The sequence below is a fragment of the Stenotrophomonas sp. G106K1 genome (assembly GCF_037969685.1).
In the GTDB taxonomy this organism is placed as follows: domain Bacteria; phylum Pseudomonadota; class Gammaproteobacteria; order Xanthomonadales; family Xanthomonadaceae; genus Stenotrophomonas; species Stenotrophomonas lactitubi.
This window is the reverse complement of sequence record NZ_JBBPFR010000008.1, coordinates 1-18,964: the sequence shown is the minus strand read 5'-3', so window position 1 is coordinate 18,964 and position 18,964 is coordinate 1. Positions and strand designations below refer to the sequence as shown.

Annotated in this window: 18 protein-coding genes; 6 read left to right on the top strand and 12 right to left on the bottom strand. The window is 65.8% G+C overall.

Going from position 1 to position 18,964, the window contains the following annotated elements:
- Positions 1-27: 27 nt before the first annotated feature.
- The 6 genes from atpA to WKB25_RS09435 form a co-directional block, all read right to left on the bottom strand.
- Complete coding sequence (atpA, locus tag WKB25_RS09460) at positions 28-1,575, bottom strand: F0F1 ATP synthase subunit alpha (protein WP_223496668.1); 1,548 nt, start codon at positions 1,573-1,575, stop codon at positions 28-30.
- Positions 1,576-1,619: 44 nt separating this feature from the next.
- Positions 1,620-2,147, bottom strand: a complete 528-nt coding sequence (locus WKB25_RS09455) for a F0F1 ATP synthase subunit delta (RefSeq protein WP_089237051.1) — start codon at positions 2,145-2,147, stop codon at positions 1,620-1,622.
- A 2-nt stretch (positions 2,148-2,149) separates the two neighbouring features.
- Positions 2,150-2,620, bottom strand: coding sequence for a F0F1 ATP synthase subunit B (locus WKB25_RS09450; RefSeq protein ID WP_025877365.1), 471 nt, complete (start codon positions 2,618-2,620; stop codon positions 2,150-2,152).
- Between the two features lie 114 nt (positions 2,621-2,734).
- Positions 2,735-3,037: a F0F1 ATP synthase subunit C gene (gene atpE, locus WKB25_RS09445; RefSeq protein ID WP_025877367.1), complete on the bottom strand. Its 303-nt coding sequence runs from the start codon at positions 3,035-3,037 to the stop codon at positions 2,735-2,737.
- A 64-nt stretch (positions 3,038-3,101) separates the two neighbouring features.
- Entirely contained in the window at positions 3,102-3,890 is a 789-nt protein-coding gene (atpB, locus tag WKB25_RS09440; RefSeq protein WP_089237055.1) for a F0F1 ATP synthase subunit A, read from the bottom strand.
- A gap of 31 nt (positions 3,891-3,921) precedes the next feature.
- Positions 3,922-4,254, bottom strand: coding sequence for a hypothetical protein (locus WKB25_RS09435; protein WP_032952006.1), 333 nt, complete (start codon positions 4,252-4,254; stop codon positions 3,922-3,924).
- 496 nt (positions 4,255-4,750) lie between these two features.
- On the opposite strand from WKB25_RS09435, the gene WKB25_RS09430 reads away from it, so the two are divergent.
- Positions 4,751-5,569 (top strand): hypothetical protein, encoded by an 819-nt coding sequence (locus tag WKB25_RS09430; protein WP_340570155.1) that lies wholly within the window; start codon positions 4,751-4,753, stop codon positions 5,567-5,569.
- A 466-nt stretch (positions 5,570-6,035) separates the two neighbouring features.
- Here the strand turns inward: WKB25_RS09430 and lpdA are convergent, their stop codons facing one another.
- From lpdA to WKB25_RS09415, 3 genes are all read right to left on the bottom strand, one after another.
- A complete protein-coding gene (gene lpdA, locus WKB25_RS09425) occupies positions 6,036-7,844 on the bottom strand; it encodes a dihydrolipoyl dehydrogenase (protein WP_340570154.1) in 1,809 nt (602 codons plus the stop codon).
- A gap of 107 nt (positions 7,845-7,951) precedes the next feature.
- A complete protein-coding gene (aceF, locus tag WKB25_RS09420) occupies positions 7,952-9,682 on the bottom strand; it encodes a dihydrolipoyllysine-residue acetyltransferase (protein ID WP_340570153.1) in 1,731 nt (576 codons plus the stop codon).
- A 113-nt stretch (positions 9,683-9,795) separates the two neighbouring features.
- Positions 9,796-10,365 carry a DNA-deoxyinosine glycosylase gene (locus WKB25_RS09415; protein ID WP_340570152.1) on the bottom strand — a complete coding sequence of 190 codons (570 nt, stop codon included), beginning with the start codon at positions 10,363-10,365 and terminating at the stop codon, positions 9,796-9,798.
- Between the two features lie 186 nt (positions 10,366-10,551).
- On the opposite strand from WKB25_RS09415, the gene WKB25_RS09410 reads away from it, so the two are divergent.
- The 3 genes from WKB25_RS09410 (at position 10,552) to glpK (ending at position 14,413) form a co-directional block, all read left to right on the top strand.
- Entirely contained in the window at positions 10,552-11,184 is a 633-nt protein-coding gene (locus tag WKB25_RS09410; protein ID WP_165378166.1) for an OmpW family outer membrane protein, read from the top strand.
- Positions 11,185-11,365: 181 nt separating this feature from the next.
- Complete coding sequence (gene glpD / locus WKB25_RS09405; protein ID WP_340570149.1) at positions 11,366-12,850, top strand: glycerol-3-phosphate dehydrogenase; 1,485 nt, start codon at positions 11,366-11,368, stop codon at positions 12,848-12,850.
- A 63-nt stretch (positions 12,851-12,913) separates the two neighbouring features.
- A complete protein-coding gene (gene glpK, locus WKB25_RS09400; RefSeq protein ID WP_340570147.1) occupies positions 12,914-14,413 on the top strand; it encodes a glycerol kinase GlpK in 1,500 nt (499 codons plus the stop codon).
- Positions 14,414-14,469: 56 nt separating this feature from the next.
- Here glpK and WKB25_RS09395 read toward each other — a convergent pair whose 3' ends face one another.
- On the bottom strand, positions 14,470-15,264 hold the full coding sequence (locus WKB25_RS09395; RefSeq protein ID WP_340570146.1) for a MetQ/NlpA family ABC transporter substrate-binding protein: 795 nt from the start codon (positions 15,262-15,264) through the stop codon (positions 14,470-14,472).
- A gap of 26 nt (positions 15,265-15,290) precedes the next feature.
- Positions 15,291-16,262 carry a YafY family protein gene (locus tag WKB25_RS09390; protein ID WP_089237071.1) on the bottom strand — a complete coding sequence of 324 codons (972 nt, stop codon included), beginning with the start codon at positions 16,260-16,262 and terminating at the stop codon, positions 15,291-15,293.
- A gap of 81 nt (positions 16,263-16,343) precedes the next feature.
- On the opposite strand from WKB25_RS09390, the gene WKB25_RS09385 reads away from it, so the two are divergent.
- Both WKB25_RS09385 and WKB25_RS09380 read left to right on the top strand, forming a co-directional pair.
- Positions 16,344-16,946, top strand: coding sequence for a hypothetical protein (locus tag WKB25_RS09385; protein ID WP_340570143.1), 603 nt, complete (start codon positions 16,344-16,346; stop codon positions 16,944-16,946).
- Positions 16,947-17,053: 107 nt separating this feature from the next.
- Positions 17,054-17,830, top strand: coding sequence for a DUF481 domain-containing protein (locus WKB25_RS09380; protein WP_025877391.1), 777 nt, complete (start codon positions 17,054-17,056; stop codon positions 17,828-17,830).
- 71 nt (positions 17,831-17,901) lie between these two features.
- Here WKB25_RS09380 and hemC read toward each other — a convergent pair whose 3' ends face one another.
- The gene (hemC, locus tag WKB25_RS09375; RefSeq protein ID WP_340570141.1) at positions 17,902-18,813 is read right to left on the bottom strand and encodes a hydroxymethylbilane synthase; all 912 of its coding nucleotides are present in this window, start codon (positions 18,811-18,813) and stop codon (positions 17,902-17,904) included.
- Between the last annotated feature and the right edge of the window lie 151 nt (positions 18,814-18,964).

Genomic DNA, 18,964 nt, shown 5'->3' with positions numbered 1-18,964 from the left:
GCATCGCTCCGCTCTACAGGACCTCGATTACCAGCTGCCGGTGGTCTTGAACTCGACGATGCCCTTCTTGAAGGCACCTTCGATGTCGTTGTCCCAACCGCCGGTGGCGTTGACCTTGCCGATCAGCTCGCCCTGGGTATTGGCGAAGTGCGCGTGCAGGCCTTCTTCGAACGCCAGCAGCTTGCTGACCGGCACGTCGTCGAGGTAACCCTCGTTGACGGCGTAGATCGACAGCGCCTGGTTGGCGATCGACATCGGCGCGTACTGCTTCTGCTTCATCAGCTCGGTGACGCGTTGACCGCGCTCCAGCTGCTTGCGGGTGGCTTCGTCCAGGTCCGAAGCGAACTGCGCGAACGCAGCCAGCTCGCGGTACTGCGCCAGCGAGATACGGATGCCGCCGGACAGCTTCTTGATGATCTTGGTCTGCGCCGAACCACCGACGCGCGACACCGAGATACCGGCGTTCACGGCCGGGCGGATGCCGGCATTGAACAGATCGGTTTCCAGGAAGATCTGGCCGTCGGTGATCGAGATCACGTTGGTCGGAACGAACGCGGAGACGTCGCCGGCCTGGGTCTCGATGATCGGCAGCGCGGTCAGCGAACCGGTCTTGCCGGTGACCTTGCCTTCGGTGAACTTCTCGACATATTCCTCGGACACGCGGGCAGCGCGCTCGAGCAGACGGGAGTGCAGGTAGAACACGTCACCCGGATAGGCTTCACGGCCCGGCGGGCGCTTCAGCAGCAGCGAGATCTGGCGGTAGGCCACGGCCTGCTTGGACAGATCGTCGTACACGATCAGTGCGTCTTCGCCGCGGTCCATGAAGTACTCGCCCATGGTGCAGCCCGAGTAGGCGCTGATGTACTGCATCGCGGCCGATTCGGACGCGGTGGCAGCCACCACGATGGTGTGCGCCAGGGCGCCGTTCTCTTCCAGCTTGCGCACGATGTTGGCAACGGTCGAGGCCTTCTGGCCGATCGCTACGTACACGCACTTGATGCCGGTGCCCTTCTGGTTGATCACCGCGTCGATGGCCAGCGCGGTCTTGCCGGTCTGGCGGTCACCGATGACCAGCTCGCGCTGGCCACGGCCGATCGGGATCATCGAGTCGACCGACTTGTAACCGGTCTGCACCGGCTGGTCGACCGACTTGCGCCAGATCACGCCCGGAGCAACACGCTCCACCGGAGCGGTCAGCTGGGTGGCCAGCGGGCCCTTGCCGTCGATCGGCTCGCCGAGTGCGTTGACGACGCGGCCCAGCAGTTCCGGACCGACCGGCACTTCCAGGATGCGGCCGGTGGTCTTGGCGACGTCACCTTCGCGCACGTTCTCGTAGCCACCCAGGACCACGGCGCCGACCGAGTCGCGCTCCAGGTTCAGGGCCAGGGCGAAGGTGTTGTTCGGCAGTTCGATCATTTCGCCCTGCATCACGTCGGCCAGACCGAAGATGCGCACGATGCCGTCGGACACGCTGGTCACGGTGCCTTCGTTGCGCGATTCCGCGGCCAGCTTGACCTTCTCGATGCGGTTCTTGATCAGTTCGCTGATTTCGGAGGGGTTGAGCGTGGTTGCCATCGTCAAGTCCTAGTGCCGGCAGCGGGGCCGGACGTTAAATGAATTCAGTTAGCGAGCGCGGTCTGCAGACGGGCCAGCTTGCCCTTCAGCGAACCATCGATGACCACGTCGCCGGCGTCGATCACAGCGCCGCCGATCAGCGAGGCGTCGACCGCGGTGGCCACTTCGACCTCGCGGTTGAAGCGCTTGCGCAGCGCGGCCTTGATCGCGTCCAGTTCGGCAACCGACAGCTCGGCCGCAGAGGTCACCGTGGCCTTGACCACGTGCTCGGCCTCGGCGCGCAGCGCGTCGAACATGCCAGCGATTTCCGGCAGCAGCGGCAGACGATGCGATTCGGCAAGCACAGCCAGGAAGCGCGAGTAGGTCTCGCCGCGGGACTCCGGCGCCAGCAGGGCGACGGCGTCATCGCGACCCAGCTCCGGGTTGGCGAGCAGGGCCGCCACGCGCGGATCGGCGGCGACGTGGGCGGAGAACGCCAAAGCGTCCGACCACGGCGCGAACGCGCCTTCGTCACGCGCGGTCGCGAAGGCGGCGCGGGCGTACGGGCGGGCAAGCGTGAGGGCCTGGCTCATCCTTAAATCTCCGAGGCCAGCTCGTCGAGCAGCGCCTTGTGGGCGTTGGCGTCGATTTCGCGCTTGAGCAGCTTTTCGGCACCGGTCACGGCCAGCGCGGACACCTGCTTGCGCAGATCTTCACGGGCACGGTTGGCGGCGGCGTCGATTTCAGCCTGGGCCAGGTCCTTCTGACGGGTGGCTTCGGCAACAGCTTCGTTGCGGGCCGCGTCGACGATCTGGTTGGCACGCGCGTGGGCCTGGTCGATGATCTCGTTGGCCTTGGTGCGGGCTTCCTTCAGCGCTTCATTGACCTTGTCCTGCGCCTGGGCCAGATCTTTCTGGCTGCGGTCGGCAGCAGCGAGGCCTTCAGCGATCTTCTGCTGGCGCTCTTCGATCGCGTTCATCAGCGGCGGCCAGATCTTGGTCGCGATGAGCCAGATCAGGGCGGCAAAGGCCAGGGCCTGGGCGATGAGGGTAAAACCGATATCCATGGGGTTCGCTCAGTCGGTTGTGACGGGATGGACGCGCCGCCACACGGGCGGCGCCTCCGAACCTTCATCCGCGACCAGGCGCCTGCGGCGCCCGGTCGTTTCGCTTTCGCTGGATCAGCCAGCGATTGCCGGCAGGCGCGAGACGAACTCGCCGACCAGCGGGTTGGCGAAGGCGAACAGCAGGCCCACGGCGACCGAGATGATGAAGGCGGCATCGATCAGGCCGGCGGTGATGAACATGCGGACCTGCAGGACCGGGATCAGTTCCGGCTGGCGCGCGGCCGACTCCAGGAACTTACCGGCCATGATGGCCAGACCCAGACCGGCGCCCAGCGCGGCCAGGCCGATCATGATGCCGACGGCGAGGACGGTGGAGCTCTGAACTTGGGCGAGATTGGTCAGGACGGCGAAGTACATGGTTTTCTCCAGGAACTTGATTGCTAAGGGTTTAGAAACAAACGGATGAAGGGTGAAGCGAAACTCAGTGAGCGTCTTCCGACAGGCTCAGGTACACGATGGACAGCATCATGAAGATGAAGGCCTGCAGCGGAATCACTAGAAGGTGGAACAGCATCCAGCCGAAGCCGGCGAACGCGCCTGCAAACATGCCGGCGATACCTGCACCGCCCAGCACCCAGATCAGCAGGAACACGATTTCACCGCCGAACATGTTGCCGAACAGTCGCATCGCCAGCGAGATCGGCTTGCTCAGCCACTCGACGATGTTCAGGATCAGGTTGAACGGCATCATCCACTTGCCAAACGGTGCGGTCAGGAATTCCTTGGCGAAACCGCCAAAGCCCTTGGCGCGCAGCGCGAAGAACAGCATCAGGAAGAACACGCTGATCGACATGCCCAGGGTGGCATTGACATCAGCGGTGGGGACCGGCTTCCAGTACGGCACGCCCATCAGTTCAAGCGGCTTGGCGATGAAGTCGGCCGGGATCATCTTGATGAGGTTCATCAGGAGAATCCAGAAGAAGATCGTGATCGCGATCGGGGTCACCAGCTTGCTGGTGCCGTGGTAGGTGTCCTTGGCCTGGCGGTCAACGAACTCCAGGCAGATCTCGACGAACGCCTGCCACTTGCCCGGCACGCCGGAGGTGGCCTTGCGGGTGCCGAGCCAGAAGGCGACGACCATCACCAGGCCCATCAGCAGCGAGGTCACCAGCGTGTCCACGTGGATTGCCCACGGAGAGCCATGACCTGCCGTCAGATTGTGCAGGTGATGCTGGATGTAGGAGGTGGGTGTAAGCGCCTCGCCTGCCATGTGTCCGGAACCTTAAGTTAAATGAATTCGATTAGCGCCTGGCCATGGCCAGGACCTGGAACATCAGCCCGACGGCGATACCGGCCAACAGCGCCAATGCAGGCAGCTTGAAGACCAGGAACCCCACCATCAGGACACCAAAAACGAGCGCCCACTTGGCCACGATCGCAACGATCAGGCGCGCCATGGCCGAACCGGCCCCCAGCGCACCACCACCCAATGCCATCCGTGCCGCCACCCAACCACCGGCCGAAACCGCCACACCGGATGCCAGGGCACCAAGGGCATACTTCGGCCCTACCAGCAGGAAGGCCAGAGCCAGGACAGCCACTGCGGCCAGCGGGTAGACCGCGGCGCGCAGCATCAGTCGCCGACCCGTTTCTACGGAGTTCAGCACAGGACGTCCCGCGTGGTTACAAGTGGATGGCTGAGGCGACTACAGCAGGGGGGCCTCATCGAGCCGCCAAATTATAGCAATGGGACAATTTGCGAGACAACCGGTGCCTGTTCATATCGGAACAGCGCAAGTTGCGGTAAGGGCTGCGCTTCTACAGCCCACCACGGGGACAATGACATCTGCGCGATGTTGCACTGCAACGTATTCAACTTTGGTCGCAGGCGACGGAACTTTCCGCCGACGGCGATGGTCCGATCTTGCGACCTGCCTGCAGCTACCTCGTCGACGCTTCGCCTGCAGGTCCCATGATGGCCCCGAAGCGCCGCTCCGGGGCCATCTTTTTCGCATGGCACCGACAGCGCTGAACCGTCCACACCGCGTGGACCATACGTTCACGGATGGTGGACAGCGACGTCCGGCAAAGTGGCCTTCATCCCGATGAACCACTGCAAGGACTCTTTCGATGCGCTCCGTCCCCACCCTGCTCGCCCTCTCGCTTCTCGCCGCCGGTGCGTCGTTCGCCTCCGCCGCCCATGCCGCCGAAGGTGATGACCGCTTCGCCCTGCGCCTGGGTGCGATGAACATCGACTCGGACAACACCCTGCGCGGCAATACCAATGTCGCCGGCCAGGACATCGGCTTCTCGGAGGACTTCAAGCTGGGTGGCAAGGAATGGGAGCCGCGTATCGACGGCATGTTCCGCATCAGCAACCGCCAGCGCCTGCTGTTCAACTACTTCAAGTACGACAAGGACCGCCGCGAAACGCTCGGCCAGGATATTTCCTTCGGCAACGTCAACGTGCCCGCCGACAGCTTCGTCAAGGCAGAGCTGAAGTATCAGGTAGCCAGCCTGGTGTATGACTACTCGGTGGTGGACACCGAGACGTTCGACCTCGGCCTGCAGCTGGGTGCCGAGTACGCGAAGGTCAGCACCAAGGGCTACGCCGACCTGGGTACGGTGTACGAAGGCCAGTTCCTGGACGAGAAGACCGACGGTGTTGCGCCGGTGGTCGGTGCACGCCTGAGCTTCACCCCGTCCGAAAGGTGGATGATCACGCTGCAGGGCCAGTACCTCAACACGCGCTGGGGCAGCTTCGACGACTACAAGGGTGACCTCAGCCGCGCCAACGCGATCGTCGATTACCGCTTCACCGACAACTTCGGCGTGTTCGCCGGCTACGACTGGTTCAAGCTGGACGCGGACAAGAAGGGCAGCGACGGCACCATCGGCCTGAAGCAGGAATTCAAGGGCCCGGTGGCCGGTATCAGCGTCACCTTCTAACTAAGACCTACGCCCCTTCCACAGCACTCTCTCTCCTGGCGCGGCCTCCGGAACATCGGGGGCCGCGTTTTTTTGTGGCTTCCTGACAGAAGAGCAGAAGCGGGTTGGTCGAGTGCTTGAGAGAGAGGGGGCCGGGTGCGAATGTCCCCCGGCGCCGGCCTGCGGCCGTCACCTCCTCCTTTACTTCGCACCCAGCCCCCTCTCCCTCCGCGTGTCAGGCATCCACTCGACCTTTTCAGTGACAGTGGCTGTAGCTCTACCTTCCGCAAGCCGAGCCGCTGCGCGGGCGGCAGGCGTTTCGACAAAGTAAAGGAGGAGGCGACCGCCGCAGGCGGACGACGGGGGACATTTGTCGAAATGCCTGCCGCCCGCGCAACGGCCCCACCGCTCGCAATGAAAATGATCGACGCCCAACAAAAAACCCCGGCAGATGCCGGGGCTTTTCATACGCAAAGGCGCGGACGCCTTATTTCTTCTTCGGCATGTACAGATCGGTGATCGTGCCGTCGTAGATTTCCGAGGCCATCGCCACCGATTCGCTCAGCGTCGGGTGGGCGTGGATGGTGTGGCCGATGTCCTCAGCCTCGGCACCCATCTCGATCGCCAGGCCGATCTCGGCCAGCAAGTCACCGGCGTGCACGCCGACGATCGCACCGCCGATGATGCGGTGGCTGTCCTCGTCGAAGATCAGCTTGGTGAAGCCCTCGGTGCGACCGATGCCGATCGCGCGGCCGCTGGCGGCCCACGGGAACTTGGCCACGCCGACCTTCAGGCCCTTGGCCTTGGCTTCGGTCTCGGTCACGCCGACCCAGGCGATTTCCGGGTTGGTGTAGGCCACCGACGGAATCACGCGGGCCACCCACTCCTTCTTGTGGCCGGCAGCCACTTCGGCCGCCAGCTTGCCCTCGTGCGTGGCCTTGTGGGCCAGCATCGGGTTGCCGACGATGTCGCCGATGGCAAAGATGTGCGGCACGTTGGTGCGCATCTGCCGGTCGACCGGAATGAAGCCGCGGTCGGTGACCTGCACGCCGGCCTTGTCCGCGTCGATCTTCTTGCCGTTCGGCGAACGGCCCACGGCCACCAGCACGCGGTCGAAGGTACCCTGCGCCAATGCCGGCGTCTGCCCTTCCTCGGCGGCTTCGAAGGTCACGGTGATGCCCTTGGCATCGGCGGTCACGCCGGAGGCCTTGGTCTTCAGGTGAACCTCGATGCCCTGCTTCTTCAGGCGGTCGGCCAGCGGCTTGACCAGGTCCTTGTCGGCGCCCGGCATCAGCTGGTCCATGAACTCGACCACGGTGACCTTGCTGCCCAGCGCACCGTACACGGTGGCCATTTCCAGGCCGATGATGCCGCCACCGACGACCAGCAGCGAACCCGGCACTTCAGCCAGTTCCAGTGCATCGGTGGAGTCCATCACGCGCTTGTCGTCCCACGGGAAGTTGGGCAGCTTCACCGCCTGCGAACCGGCGGCGATGATGCACTTCTGGAAGCGCAGCAGCTGGGTGCTGCCGTCTTCGGCCGTGATCAGCAGTTCGTTGGCCGACACGAACGTGCCCACGCCCTGCACGTTGCGGACCTTGCGCTGCTTGGCCATGCCGGCCAGGCCCTTGGTCAGCTGGTTGACGACCTTTTCCTTGTACTGGCGCAGCTTGTCCAGGGTGATGGTCGGCTTGCCGAACTCGACGCCGAAATCACCGGCGTGGGCGACTTCGTCGATCACCGCAGCGGCATGCAGCAACGCCTTGGACGGAATGCAGCCCACGTTGAGGCAGACGCCACCGAGGCTGGCATAACGCTCGACCAGCACCGTATCCAGGCCGACGTCGGCGGCGCGGAAGGCGGCGGTGTAGCCGCCCGGGCCCGAGCCCAGCACGACCATTTCGCATTCGATATCGGCGGCCTTGCCACTGGCCAGCGCCGGCTTCGGTGCTGCTGGCTCGGCCGGGGCGCGGTGTGACGGGGTCACCGGCGGCTTGCTGGCCGGAGCGGCTGCAGCCGGGGCCGGCGCAGCAGCCTTGGCCGGCGCTTCAGCGGCGCCCTCGGACTCCAGCAGCACGACGACCGCGCCTTCGGACAGGGTGTCGCCCAGCTTGACCTTGATTTCCTTGACCACACCGGCGGCCGAGGACGGCACTTCCAGGGTGGCCTTGTCCGACTCCAGGGTCACCAGACCCTGGTCTTTCTTCACCGTCTCGCCAACGGCGACCAGCACTTCGATCACCGGTACATCGCTGTAATCGCCGATGTCGGGAACCTTGATTTCAATCGTGGCCATGGTGGGTTTTCCTCGTGCCCGACCGGCGTGGCCGGTGGGCTGTCACTGCGTTTCGACAGGCGGCCGCGCCAGGGGCAGCGGCCGCGCGGTAGGGGCGAAGCGGTGCCTTACAGCAGCACGCGGCGCATGTCGGCCAGCACCTGCGAGAGGTACGTGGTGAAGCGTGCGGCCAGGGCGCCATCGATGACGCGGTGGTCGTAGCTCAGCGACAGCGGCAGCATCAGCTTCGGTGCGAATTCCTTGCCGTTCCAGACCGGCTGGATGGACGACTTGGAGACGCCGAGGATGGCCACTTCCGGTGCATTGACGATCGGAGTGAACGCGGTGCCGCCGATGCCGCCCAGCGAGCTGATCGAGAAGCAGCCGCCGCTCATGTCGGCCGGGCCCAGCTTGCCGTCGCGCGCCTTCTTGGCCAGCTCGCCGGTTTCCTGCGCGATCTGCACCACACCCTTCTTGTCGACATCGCGGATGACCGGAACGACCAGGCCGTTCGGGGTATCGGCCGCGAAACCGATGTTGAAGTACTTCTTCAGGGTCAGGTTCTCGCCGCTGGCATCCAGCGAAGCGTTGAACTCCGGGAACTGCTTCAGCGCCGCAGCGCTGGCCTTGATAAGGAAGGCGAGCATGGTCAGCTTGATGCCGGCCTTCTCGTTCTCCTTGTTCAGCGCCACGCGCAGGCCTTCCAGGTCGGTGATGTCGGCCTGCTCGAACTGGGTGACGTGCGGGATCATCGCCCAGTTGCGGGCCAGGTTCGCACCGGAGATCTTCTTGATGCGCGACAGCGGCTGCACTTCAACATCGCCGAACTTGCTGAAATCGACCTTCGGCCACGGCAGCAGGTTGAGGCCACCACCGGCGGCCACAGTGCCACCAGCAGCCGCCGGAGCGCCGCCGCTGAGCGCGGCCTTGACGAATTTCTGTACGTCGGCCTTGGTGATGCGGCCGCCCTTCTCGCTGCCGCTGACCTGCAGCAGGTCGACACCCAGCTCACGGGCGAACACGCGTACCACCGGCGATGCGTAGGGAACCTTGGCCGGCAGCACGCCATCGGCGTTGAACTGCACCGGCGGGCTGCTCGGCGCGCCGGCCGAGGGGGCGCTGGCGATCTCGCGGGCGGCCAGCTTGTCCGGCTGTGCCGGCACGGCGACCGGCTCGACCTTGGTGGCCGTCTCGGCGGCGGCCGGGGCGGCAGCGGCGGCGGCCTTGCTCGGGGCCGGGGCGGCAGCGCCTTCGGCTTCGATGATGGCGACCACGTTGCCCTGCGACAGATTGTCGCCGACCTTGACCTTGATCTCCTTGACCACGCCGGCGACCGACGACGGCACTTCCATGGTGGCCTTGTCGCTTTCCAGCGTGACCAGGCCCTGGTCCTTCTTCACCGTATCGCCCACGGCGACCAGCACTTCGATGACCGGAATGTCGCTGTAGTCGCCGATATCCGGCACCAGCGCTTCAACCGCGCCACCGCTGGCAGCGGGGGCGGCAGCGGCCGGAGCCGGGGGGGCAGCGGGAGCCGCCTGGGTGGCAGCCGCCGGAGCAGCGGCCTTGGCCGGAGCCGGCGCAGCGGCAGCAGCGGCCGGCTGGGCAGCCTCGCCGTCGGCCACTTCGATCAGCGCCACGACCTTGCCTTCGGACAGGCTGTCGCCCAGCTTGACCTTGATTTCCTTGACCACGCCGGCCACCGAGGACGGCACCTCCATGGTCGCTTTATCGCTTTCCAGCGTGACCAGGCCCTGGTCCTTCTTCACCGTATCGCCGACGGCAACAAGCACCTCGATTACCGGGATATCGCTGTAGTCACCGATATCGGGGACACGTGCTTCCTTGATTTCGGCCATTGGGAGAACTCCGGCAATCTGGTGTAGGGAAACGTCTATTGTGCGGCCAGCGGGAGCCAGCGCCAACCGTTACAGGTGTTTTCAGTACGCACGCAGCCGGGACACGCTGTTGCTCATGGCTCGCCGGCGCCTCCAGTGGGTAGCGTATTGTCCTGTCGATGTCCGCTTGATGTCGCCAGTGCGACGGCCACCGGCTGCCAGGCCTGGCGCAGGCGCGGCAACGACCATGCTGCATTGGCCGGGCTGGTGGACGGCAGCGCCAGCACTGTTGGCGAGGCGGCCAGCTGCGGCAGCACCCAGCGCTGGAAAGCCTGCATCGCTGCGCCGCCATTGCAGCCGATCAGCTGCAGGTCCGGCAACGCGGCGATCAGTGCGGGAAGTGCATTGGCCACTTCCGTGCCACGCACGATGTCCGCATCCAGGCTGCCGCGTCGCTCGCAGCGGCCGATCACATCCCACAGGCCGACCCCATTGGCTGCCAGTGCCTGCAGTCGCTGCGCGTACGGCAACGACGGATCGAAGCCGCACAGATCGCCGAGCAAGGGCCAGAAGCGATTGCGTGGGTGCGCGTAGTAATGCTGTGCCTGCAACGAAGCGATACCGGGCATTGAACCCAGCAGCAACACCCGGCAATCCGTGTTCACCTGCGCAGGCAGGCCGATGCACAACGTTGCGGTGCTCACATCTTCTCCAACTGCATGAATATTCCTGGATGGCAGAAACCGCATGAAAACAAGCGTTTCGCGCTGTTGGCTGAACAATGCGAACTAATTTTTAACGCGCGTCGGATTCGATTCATGTTGGGGCGACTACGGTGTGCTCGCCCCGCAACCGGGGGCCCAAAACAAGAAACATTAGGAGATTCCCCCATGCGCTCCATCCGTATCCTGAGCCTCGCCCTGCTGACCTCCGCCGCGTTCGCACCGGCTGCCTTCGCGCAGGACAGCAGCACCGACACCGCCTCCGGCAAGCATTTTGCCGTGGTTGGCGGCGTCTCGCTGCTGCAGCCGAAGAATGACCCGATCGACGGCATCAAGAAGGTCGATGGCGGCCCGGCACCGACCGTCAGCTTCAGCTACTACATCAACGACAACTGGGCCGTTGAACTGTGGGGCGCTGCAGACAAGTTCGACCACAAGGTGAAGGGCCCGGGCAATGCCCGCCTCGGCAGCGTCGAGCAGCAGCCGGTCGCACTGAGCGGTCAGTACCACTTCGGCCAGGCCGACAACGTGTTCCGTCCGTTCGTGGGCGTGGGCTACTTCCAGTCGGCTTTCAGCAATGAAACCCTGGCAGACGGCAGCGACTCCGACATCCGCCTGAAGGATGCCAAGGGCGTGATCGGCACCGTCGGTGTGGACATGAACATCAACTCGACCTGGTTCGCCCGTGCCGACGCCCGCTACATGCGCTCGCGTCCGGACGTGAAGGTCGGCGGCGAGAAGATCGGCGAAGCGAAGATGGATCCGTGGACCGTCGGCTTCGGCATCGGCGCCCGCTTCTAAGCGCTTCTGCGTCATTGTTGTACCGCGACGGGCCCTTCGGGGCCCGTCGTCGTTTCCTTCACCCGGGTTCCGCCTGTAGAGCCGAGCCCATGCTCGGCTGCTTTTTTGTAGAGTCAAGCTTGCCCGGCCACCCGGAAAGCAGCCGAACATGGGCTCTACATAAACAAGATGCGGAGGCGCGATGGACGAGGTCGACCTGCTGGTGATCGGCGGTGGCATCAACGGTGCCGGTATCGCCCGTGATGCCAGTGGTCGTGGCCTGAAGGTGCTGTTGTGCGAACAGCACGACCTGGCAGCGCACACTTCCAGCGCCAGCAGCAAGCTGATCCATGGCGGCCTGCGCTACCTGCAGCAGAGCGAGTTCGGCCTGGTGCGCAAAGCGCTGGGCGAGCGCGAAGTGGTGCGCCGGCAGGCGCCGTTCCTGGTGCGGCCGCTATGTTTCGTGCTTCCGTGGCAACCACACCTGCGTCCACGCTGGATGCTGCGCCTCGGGCTCTGGCTGTACGACCATCTGGGCCGGCGCAGCCCCGCCTTCCCTGCGTCGCGCGGCGTGGATCTGCACGACGATCCGCTCGGCGCGCTGCTCTCGCCGCAGCTGCGGCAGGCCTTCAGCTATGCCGATGCACAGGTGGATGATGCGCGGCTGGTCATCCTCAACGCGCTCGACGCTGCGCAACGGGGTGCACGCATCCTGACCGGCACGCGCTGCGTGGATCTGAGACGCGAGCACGGGCGCTGGCGCGTCATGCTGGAAGACACGTCCGGCCACCAACAGACCGTGCGGGCACAGGCGGTAGCCAACGCCGCAGGCCCCTGGGCCGGCGGCCTGCTGGAGCGCATGCACGCCCGCAGCGGCGGACCTGCGCTGCGCCTGGTGCAGGGCAGCCACATCGTGCTGCGCCGCCCCTGGCCGAACGACAAGGCCTGCCTGCTGCAGCAGCCCGACGGCCGCGTGGTGTTCCTGCTGCCCTTCCACGACCATCTGCTCGTCGGCACCACCGACACCGACTATCGCGGCGATCCCGCACGCTGCAGTGTGCTGCCTTCGGAAGTGGACTACCTGTGCAGCGCTGCCAATGGCTACCTGCGCGATCCGATCGCAGCGGCCGAGGTGGTCTGGCAGTTTGCCGGCGTGCGCCCGTTGCTGGCAGACCCGGACCCGCGCGCGGCGAAACTGAGTCGCGACTATCGCCTGCAGCTGGACACCGACGGTGCGCCCGCGCTGCACGTGCTCGGCGGCAAGCTGACCACCTATCGGGTGCTGGCCGAGGAAGCATTGGATCTGTTGCGCCCCCATCTGCCGCACGCAGGCCCGGCCTGGACGTCGGCAGGCGACCCGTTGCCCGGCAGCGACTGGGGTGATGCCGCGCAGGCACGGCAGCAGCTGCAGCAGCAGGCCCCCTGGCTGCCGGAAGCCACACGGCGACGCTGGGCAAGCGCCTATGGCAGCCGCAGCGTTGATCTGCTGCATGGCGCGCACAGCCTGCTCGATCTGGGCGAAGACTTTGGCGCGGGCCTGCACGCACGCGAGGTCGCGTTCCTGTGCGCCCACGAGTGGGCTCGCAGCGCCGAGGATGTACTGTGGCGACGGAGCAAGCTGGGGCTGCAGATGGATGCGGCGCAGGCGGCACGGCTGCAGGCGTGGATGGATTCACATTGCCGGTAGTGCCAGGCACGGCCAGCCGCCGCCGATGCATTACGATTCCAACATCGCCACTGGAGACGCTGCATGACGCCCCGCTACGTGCTGGCCATCGACCAGGGAACCACCAGTTCGCGCGCGATCCTGTTCGATCGTAGCGGCGACATCGTCGGCAGCGCGCAGCGCGAGTTCACACAGGTGTTTCCACAGCCGGGCTGGGTCGAGCATGACCCGCGCGAGATCCTGACCAGCGTCTACGCCACGATCACCGAACTGCTCAGCCGCGAACAGATCGATCCCCGCCACATCGCGGCGCTGGGCATCACCAACCAGCGCGAAACCACCGTGGTCTGGGACCGTGCCAGCGGCCAACCAATCCACAACGCCATCGTCTGGCAGTCACGGCAGAGCCAGGCGATCTGCGAGCGGCTGAAGTCCGGCGGCCACGAAGCGCTGATCCGCGAACGCACCGGCCTGCTGATCGACGCCTATTTCTCGGCCACCAAGATCCGCTGGATCCTCGATCACGTCGAAGGCGCACAGCAGCGTGCCGAACGCGGCGAGCTGCTGTTCGGCACCATCGACAGCTGGCTGGTGTGGAATCTCAGCGGCGGCCAGGCGCACGTGACCGACTACAGCAACGCCGCGCGCACGCTGCTGTTCAACATCCATACCCTGGAATGGGACGATGATCTGCTGGCACTGCTGGACATTCCGCGCGCGATGTTGCCGCAGGTGCGTGATTCCAGTTCGGTGTATGCACACACGCGCCCGCAGTTCTTCTTCGACCACCCGATCCCGATCGCCGGCATCGCCGGTGACCAGCAGGCTGCGCTGTTCGGCCAGGCCTGCTTCCAGCCGGGCATGGTCAAGAACACCTATGGCACCGGCTGCTTCATGCTGATGCACACCGGCACGCAGGCCGTACGCTCGCGCAATGGCCTGCTGACCACCATTGCCTGGGGCCTGGATGGAAAGGTGGAATACGCGCTGGAGGGATCGATCTTCGTCGCCGGCTCGGTGGTGCAGTGGCTGCGCGATGGCCTGCGCATGATCGATCGTGCCGCCGACAGCCAGGCCTTGGCCGCACAGGTGCCGGACAGCGCCGGGGTGTATCTGGTGCCGGCCTTCGTCGGCCTGGGTGCACCGTACTGGCGCAGCGATGTGCGCGGCGCGATGTTCGGCCTGACCCGTGGCACCGGCAAGGCCCACTTCGTGCGGGCAGCGCTGGAGGCGATGGCCTACCAGACCCGCGACGTACTGGACGCGATGCAGTCCGACGCGGGCATCTCGCTCAGTGAACTGCGCGCCGATGGGGGTGCGATCGGCAACGACTTCCTCGCCGGCTTCCAGGCCGACATCCTCGGCGTGCCGCTGCTGCGCCCGCGGCTGACCGAGACCACCGCGCTGGGTGCGGCCTACCTGGCGGGGCTGGCGGTCGGCTTCTGGGAAAGCCGCGAGCAGATCGCGGCACAGTGGGGGCTGGATCGCCGCTTCGAACCGCAGATGGCGATAGCCCGGCGCGAGCAACTCTATGCCGGATGGCAGCAGGCCGTGGCCGCTACCCTCGCCTTCCACGTGGATTGAGGCGGTGTCGACCAAGGTCGACACCCACCACGGGCATCGTCAGCGGATCAGCGCGGTCAGAACGCCGGCAGCACCGCGCCCTTGTACTTGGTCTCGATGAAGGTCTTCACCTGCGGGCTGGTCAGCGCCTTGGCCAGCTTCTGCACGCGGGCGTCGTCCTTGTTGTCCGGGCGGGCAACCAGGAAATTCACGTACGGCGAGTCCTTGCTCTCGATCGCCAGCGCGTCCTTGGTCGGGTTGAGGCCGGCATCCAGCGCATAGTTGGTGTTGATCAGGGCCAGATCGACCTGGTCGAGCACGCGCGGCAGCATCGCCGAGTCCAGCTCGCGGAACTTCAGGTTCTTCGGGTTGGACACGATGTCGCGCTGGGTGGCCAGTGCGTTGGTCGGGTCCTTCAGCTCGATCACGCCGGCCTTGTGCAGCAGGATCAGCGCGCGGCTGTTGTTGCTCGGGTCGTTGGGGATCACCACATCCGCCCCTTCACGCAGCTCGGCCAGCGACTTGATCTTGCGCGAGTAGGCACCGAACGGCTCGATGTGCACGCCCACCACCTTGGTCAGGTCGGTCTTGCGATCACGGTTGTAGGCATCCAGGTACGGCTCGGTCTGGAAGTAGTTGGCATCCACCTGCTTCTGCACCAGCTGGTCGTTGGGCTGCACGTAGTCGTTGAACACGCGCACGTCCAGTTCCACGCCTTCCTGCTTGAGGATCGGCTTGACCACTTCCAGGATTTCGGCGTGCGGCACGGCGGTGGCGGCCACCACCAGCTTCTGCGAAGGCTCGCCGGACTTGCCGCAGGCGGCAAGGGCCAGCGCAGCGGCGAACAGGGGCAGCAACAGGGTCTTCTTCATGGGCGCAATCGATCTCGGGGGAGGTGTCAGGATTTTTCGTAATTGGTCAGGGCCAGTTCCAGCAATGCCTTGGCCTGCTCGCGCAGCATCATCGGTTCGACGATCTCGGCATCGGACCCGTAATGCAACACGTCCATCAACAGCTCGCGCGACACGCTGTAGGGCACTTTCAGTTCATAGCGGCCATCCGCGAGGAAGCGGCCCTGCTGCTTGGAGTGCCAGTGTTCGTCGGCCACCCAGCGCGCGGCCTTGGCGCTGAACAGGATGGTTGCCCAGCCCTTGGGCGCACCGGAGAAGATGCCGTAGCTGGCGCCCAGCTGCTCGTCCAGCTCGCTGTCGGCGACATCGCGCGCGGTGCTGTCGATCACCCGCGCCTTGTAGATGCGGTCCACCGCGAAGCTGCGCAGGGCCTCACGATCATGGTCCCAGCCGTCCAGATACCAGTTGTCGCGGTAATGGGTCAGCCGCTGCGGCGATACCGTGCGCTTGGTCGCCTCGTCGGTCGAGCGGGCGCGGTATTCAAAGCCCAGCTGCTTGCGTTCCAGCACCGCCGAGGCGACCGAACGGAAGCTGGCTTCATCGAACTTGCGGCCACGGTGCGGAATCACCCGGACCCGGTCCACCGGCCAGCTGGAAACACCGGCCTGGGCGGCCAGCAGGCTCTCGATGCGTTGCTGCAGCGGTGCCAGCACGGAAGACAGCACGCCGCCGCCGGTACGGGCCAGCAGGTGCTGCGAGGCCAGCAGGGCGTGCAGCTCCTCCGAGCTCAGCCACAGCCCGGGCAGCTCGAAGCGGTCGCTCTCGTCGGCCATGTAGCGGAAGCCGGCCTCGCCATCGCCCTCGATCGGCGCCATCAGCGCATCGCGCAGGAACGCCAGGTCGCGGTAGACGGTGGCCCGGGAGCAACCGAGCTTGTCCTGCAGGGTCGCCACCGTCACCGGATAGCGTGCGGACTTGAGCAGACGATGCAGGGCGGTGATGCGTTCGTATCGGTCCATGCCCCCGATTATGTCCGAGTCTCGGGCGTTGTGGCGGACGATTGGGCTATCGTGGGCGCCCCCTGCCCCGTGGAGCGCCCGATGCGCCGGTTGTCTGTCCTGCCCCTGCTGGCCTGCCTGCTGCTGGCCGCCTGCGACCGCGCACCGGCGCCGACCGACGCTGCGACGCCCATACCCGCTGCCGATCCGGCGCAGGCGGTGCTGTCTGCCAGCCAGCGCTTTGCCGCCCTGCGCAGCTTCCATGCCGAGCTGGAGGTGCTGGGCACGCAGCAGCCGGTGCGTACCGCGATGGACTTCGTCGCCCCGGACCGCTTCCGGGTGCAGACCCCTGCCGGGCCGCAGGTGATCATCGGCGACACCATGTTCCTGCAGGCCGACGATGCGATCCGCCAGGTGCCGACCCCGCCGGGGCTGCTGGAGCAATGGCGCAGCCCGCTGCCCGCCGATATCCCCGCCCAGGCCCTGCAGGCCGAAGACCTGGGCGAACAGACGCTGGATGGGGTCAGCACGCGCCACTACCGCCTGCGCGGCGCCACCGCCGGTGAAGGCCTGGAGTACTGGGTGGATGCGCAGGGCCTGCCACGGCAGATCGTGCGCAGTGGACACAACAACGGCAAACCGTTCCAGCTGCGGCTGCGGTACTCGCTCTTCAACGATCCGGCCCTGCAGGTCGATCTGCCCTGAATGGGGCTCGCCGACAACGCCTGCTGAAGCAGGCGGGACGGGCGATTCGGACGGTCATCACGCTTCCAGTATCATCACTGGCTGCCAATCGCTTCGGAGAAGCCTTGATGTCCCTGCGCGTGTCCCTGCTGGTCCCCTTGCTGCTCTGCGCCCCGCTGGCGTATGCGCAGGATGCCTCCGAACTGGCGGCGATGTCCTCGCCGTGGAGTGGCAGTGGTGGCGAACTCGGCTTCGCGTCGGCCCGTGGCAACAGCAGCACCGAGAGCTTCAACGGCCGCCTGCGCCTGCGCTACACCGATGGCGACTGGGTGCACAGCATGGACCTGTTCGGCCTGCGCTCCAGCTCCAAGGTGACTGAAACCAGCGACGACGGCACCACCACCCGCCGCAACAACACCACCGCCAACCGCTACACCGGCAGTGCAGGCAGCGCGCTGCAGCTGGGCGAACATCGCCAGCTGACCGCCACGGTACGTACCGAGCGTGATGATTTCGCCACCTACGACCGGCAGAGCTCGTTCGGTCTGGGTTACGGTACCCGGCTGTGGAACACCGAGCGTTTCTCGTTCGACGCGCAGATCGGCCCCGGTGTGCGCCGCACGCACAGCACCGAGGACGACCGCACCCGCACCGGCCTGATCGGTCGTGGCCTGTTCGACCTGAAGTACTCGCTGACCGACAACACCGACCTGATCAACACCCTGCTGGTCGAATCCGGTTCGTACAACACCTTCGGCCAGAACGATTTCGGTGTCTCGGTGAGCATGAACGAGCACCTGGCGCTGAAGGCCGGCTGGCAGGCGCGTTACAACAGCGACGTCGCCGAGGACAAGCGCAAGACCGATACGCTGACCACGATGAACGTGGTCTACAAGTTCAAGTAAGCGAAACGGGCGCCAGGCGCCCGTTTCCTTTTCCGGTAGGTGCCCACCTTGGTGGGCACGATCCAGCGACGTCAAACGTTCAGCAGCTCGCCGGCGCCCGCCTCCAGCAGCATCTTCGCCACGCGTTGGCCCAGCGCTTCCGGGTCGCTGGCCGGGCCCACGGCGTCGGCACGCACCGCGCGGCCGTCACTGGCACTGCCGACCAGGCCCTGCAGGTGCAGATCCTGCCCCTGCCACTGCGCGATCGCCGCCACCGGCACATGACAGCTGCCGTGCAGCGCGCGGTTCATCGCCCGCTCCGCTTCCACACAGGCGCGCGTGGCGGCGTCATCCAGGCCTGCGAACAGCGCCATCAGCGCCGCGTTGCCGCCGTCACACTCCACCGCCACCGCGCCCTGCGCCGGTGCCGGCAGCCACTGCGGCGGCTGCAGGCGGGCGATGATGCGATTGCCCAGGCCCAGCCGTTCCAGCCCGGCCACCGCCAGCACGATGGCGTCGTAGCCACCGTTGTCGAGCTTGGCCAGGCGGGTGTTGACGTTGCCGCGCAGGTCCAGCAGTTCCAGGTCCGGGCGCAGCGCGCGCAGCTGGGCCTGGCGGCGCAGTGACGAGGTACCGACGCGCGCACCGATCGGCAGCGCATCCAGCGACGCATACAGGTTGGAGACAAAGCCGTCTGCCGGATCATGCCGGGGCAGCATCGCCGGCAGCGCGAACGGCGCATCCAGTTCCATCGGCACGTCTTTCAGCGAATGCACCGCACAGTCGGCCTCGCCCCGCAGCATGGCCAGTTCCAGTTCCTTGAGGAACAGGCCCTTGCCACCGATGGCTGCCAGCGAGCGATCCAGCACTTCATCGCCGCGGGTGCTCATCGGCACCAGTTCCACGTGCAGATCGGGATGTGCCTGGCGCAGGCGGTCGGCGACGTGTTCGCTCTGCCAGAGGGCGAGCGGGCTCTTGCGGGTGGCGATGCGGACGGTTTCCATCTTTTCATTATCGCGCCTATCGGCAGGATACGGCCAACGGCGGAGCCCCTCGTGGCTTGAAGCAGCAGCTGGGCTTGGCCGGGCGGGGTGGGCTGCGCAGGGGCGTGAGCCGCATGGATGCGGCGACCGAGCTTACATGGACGTACTTGCA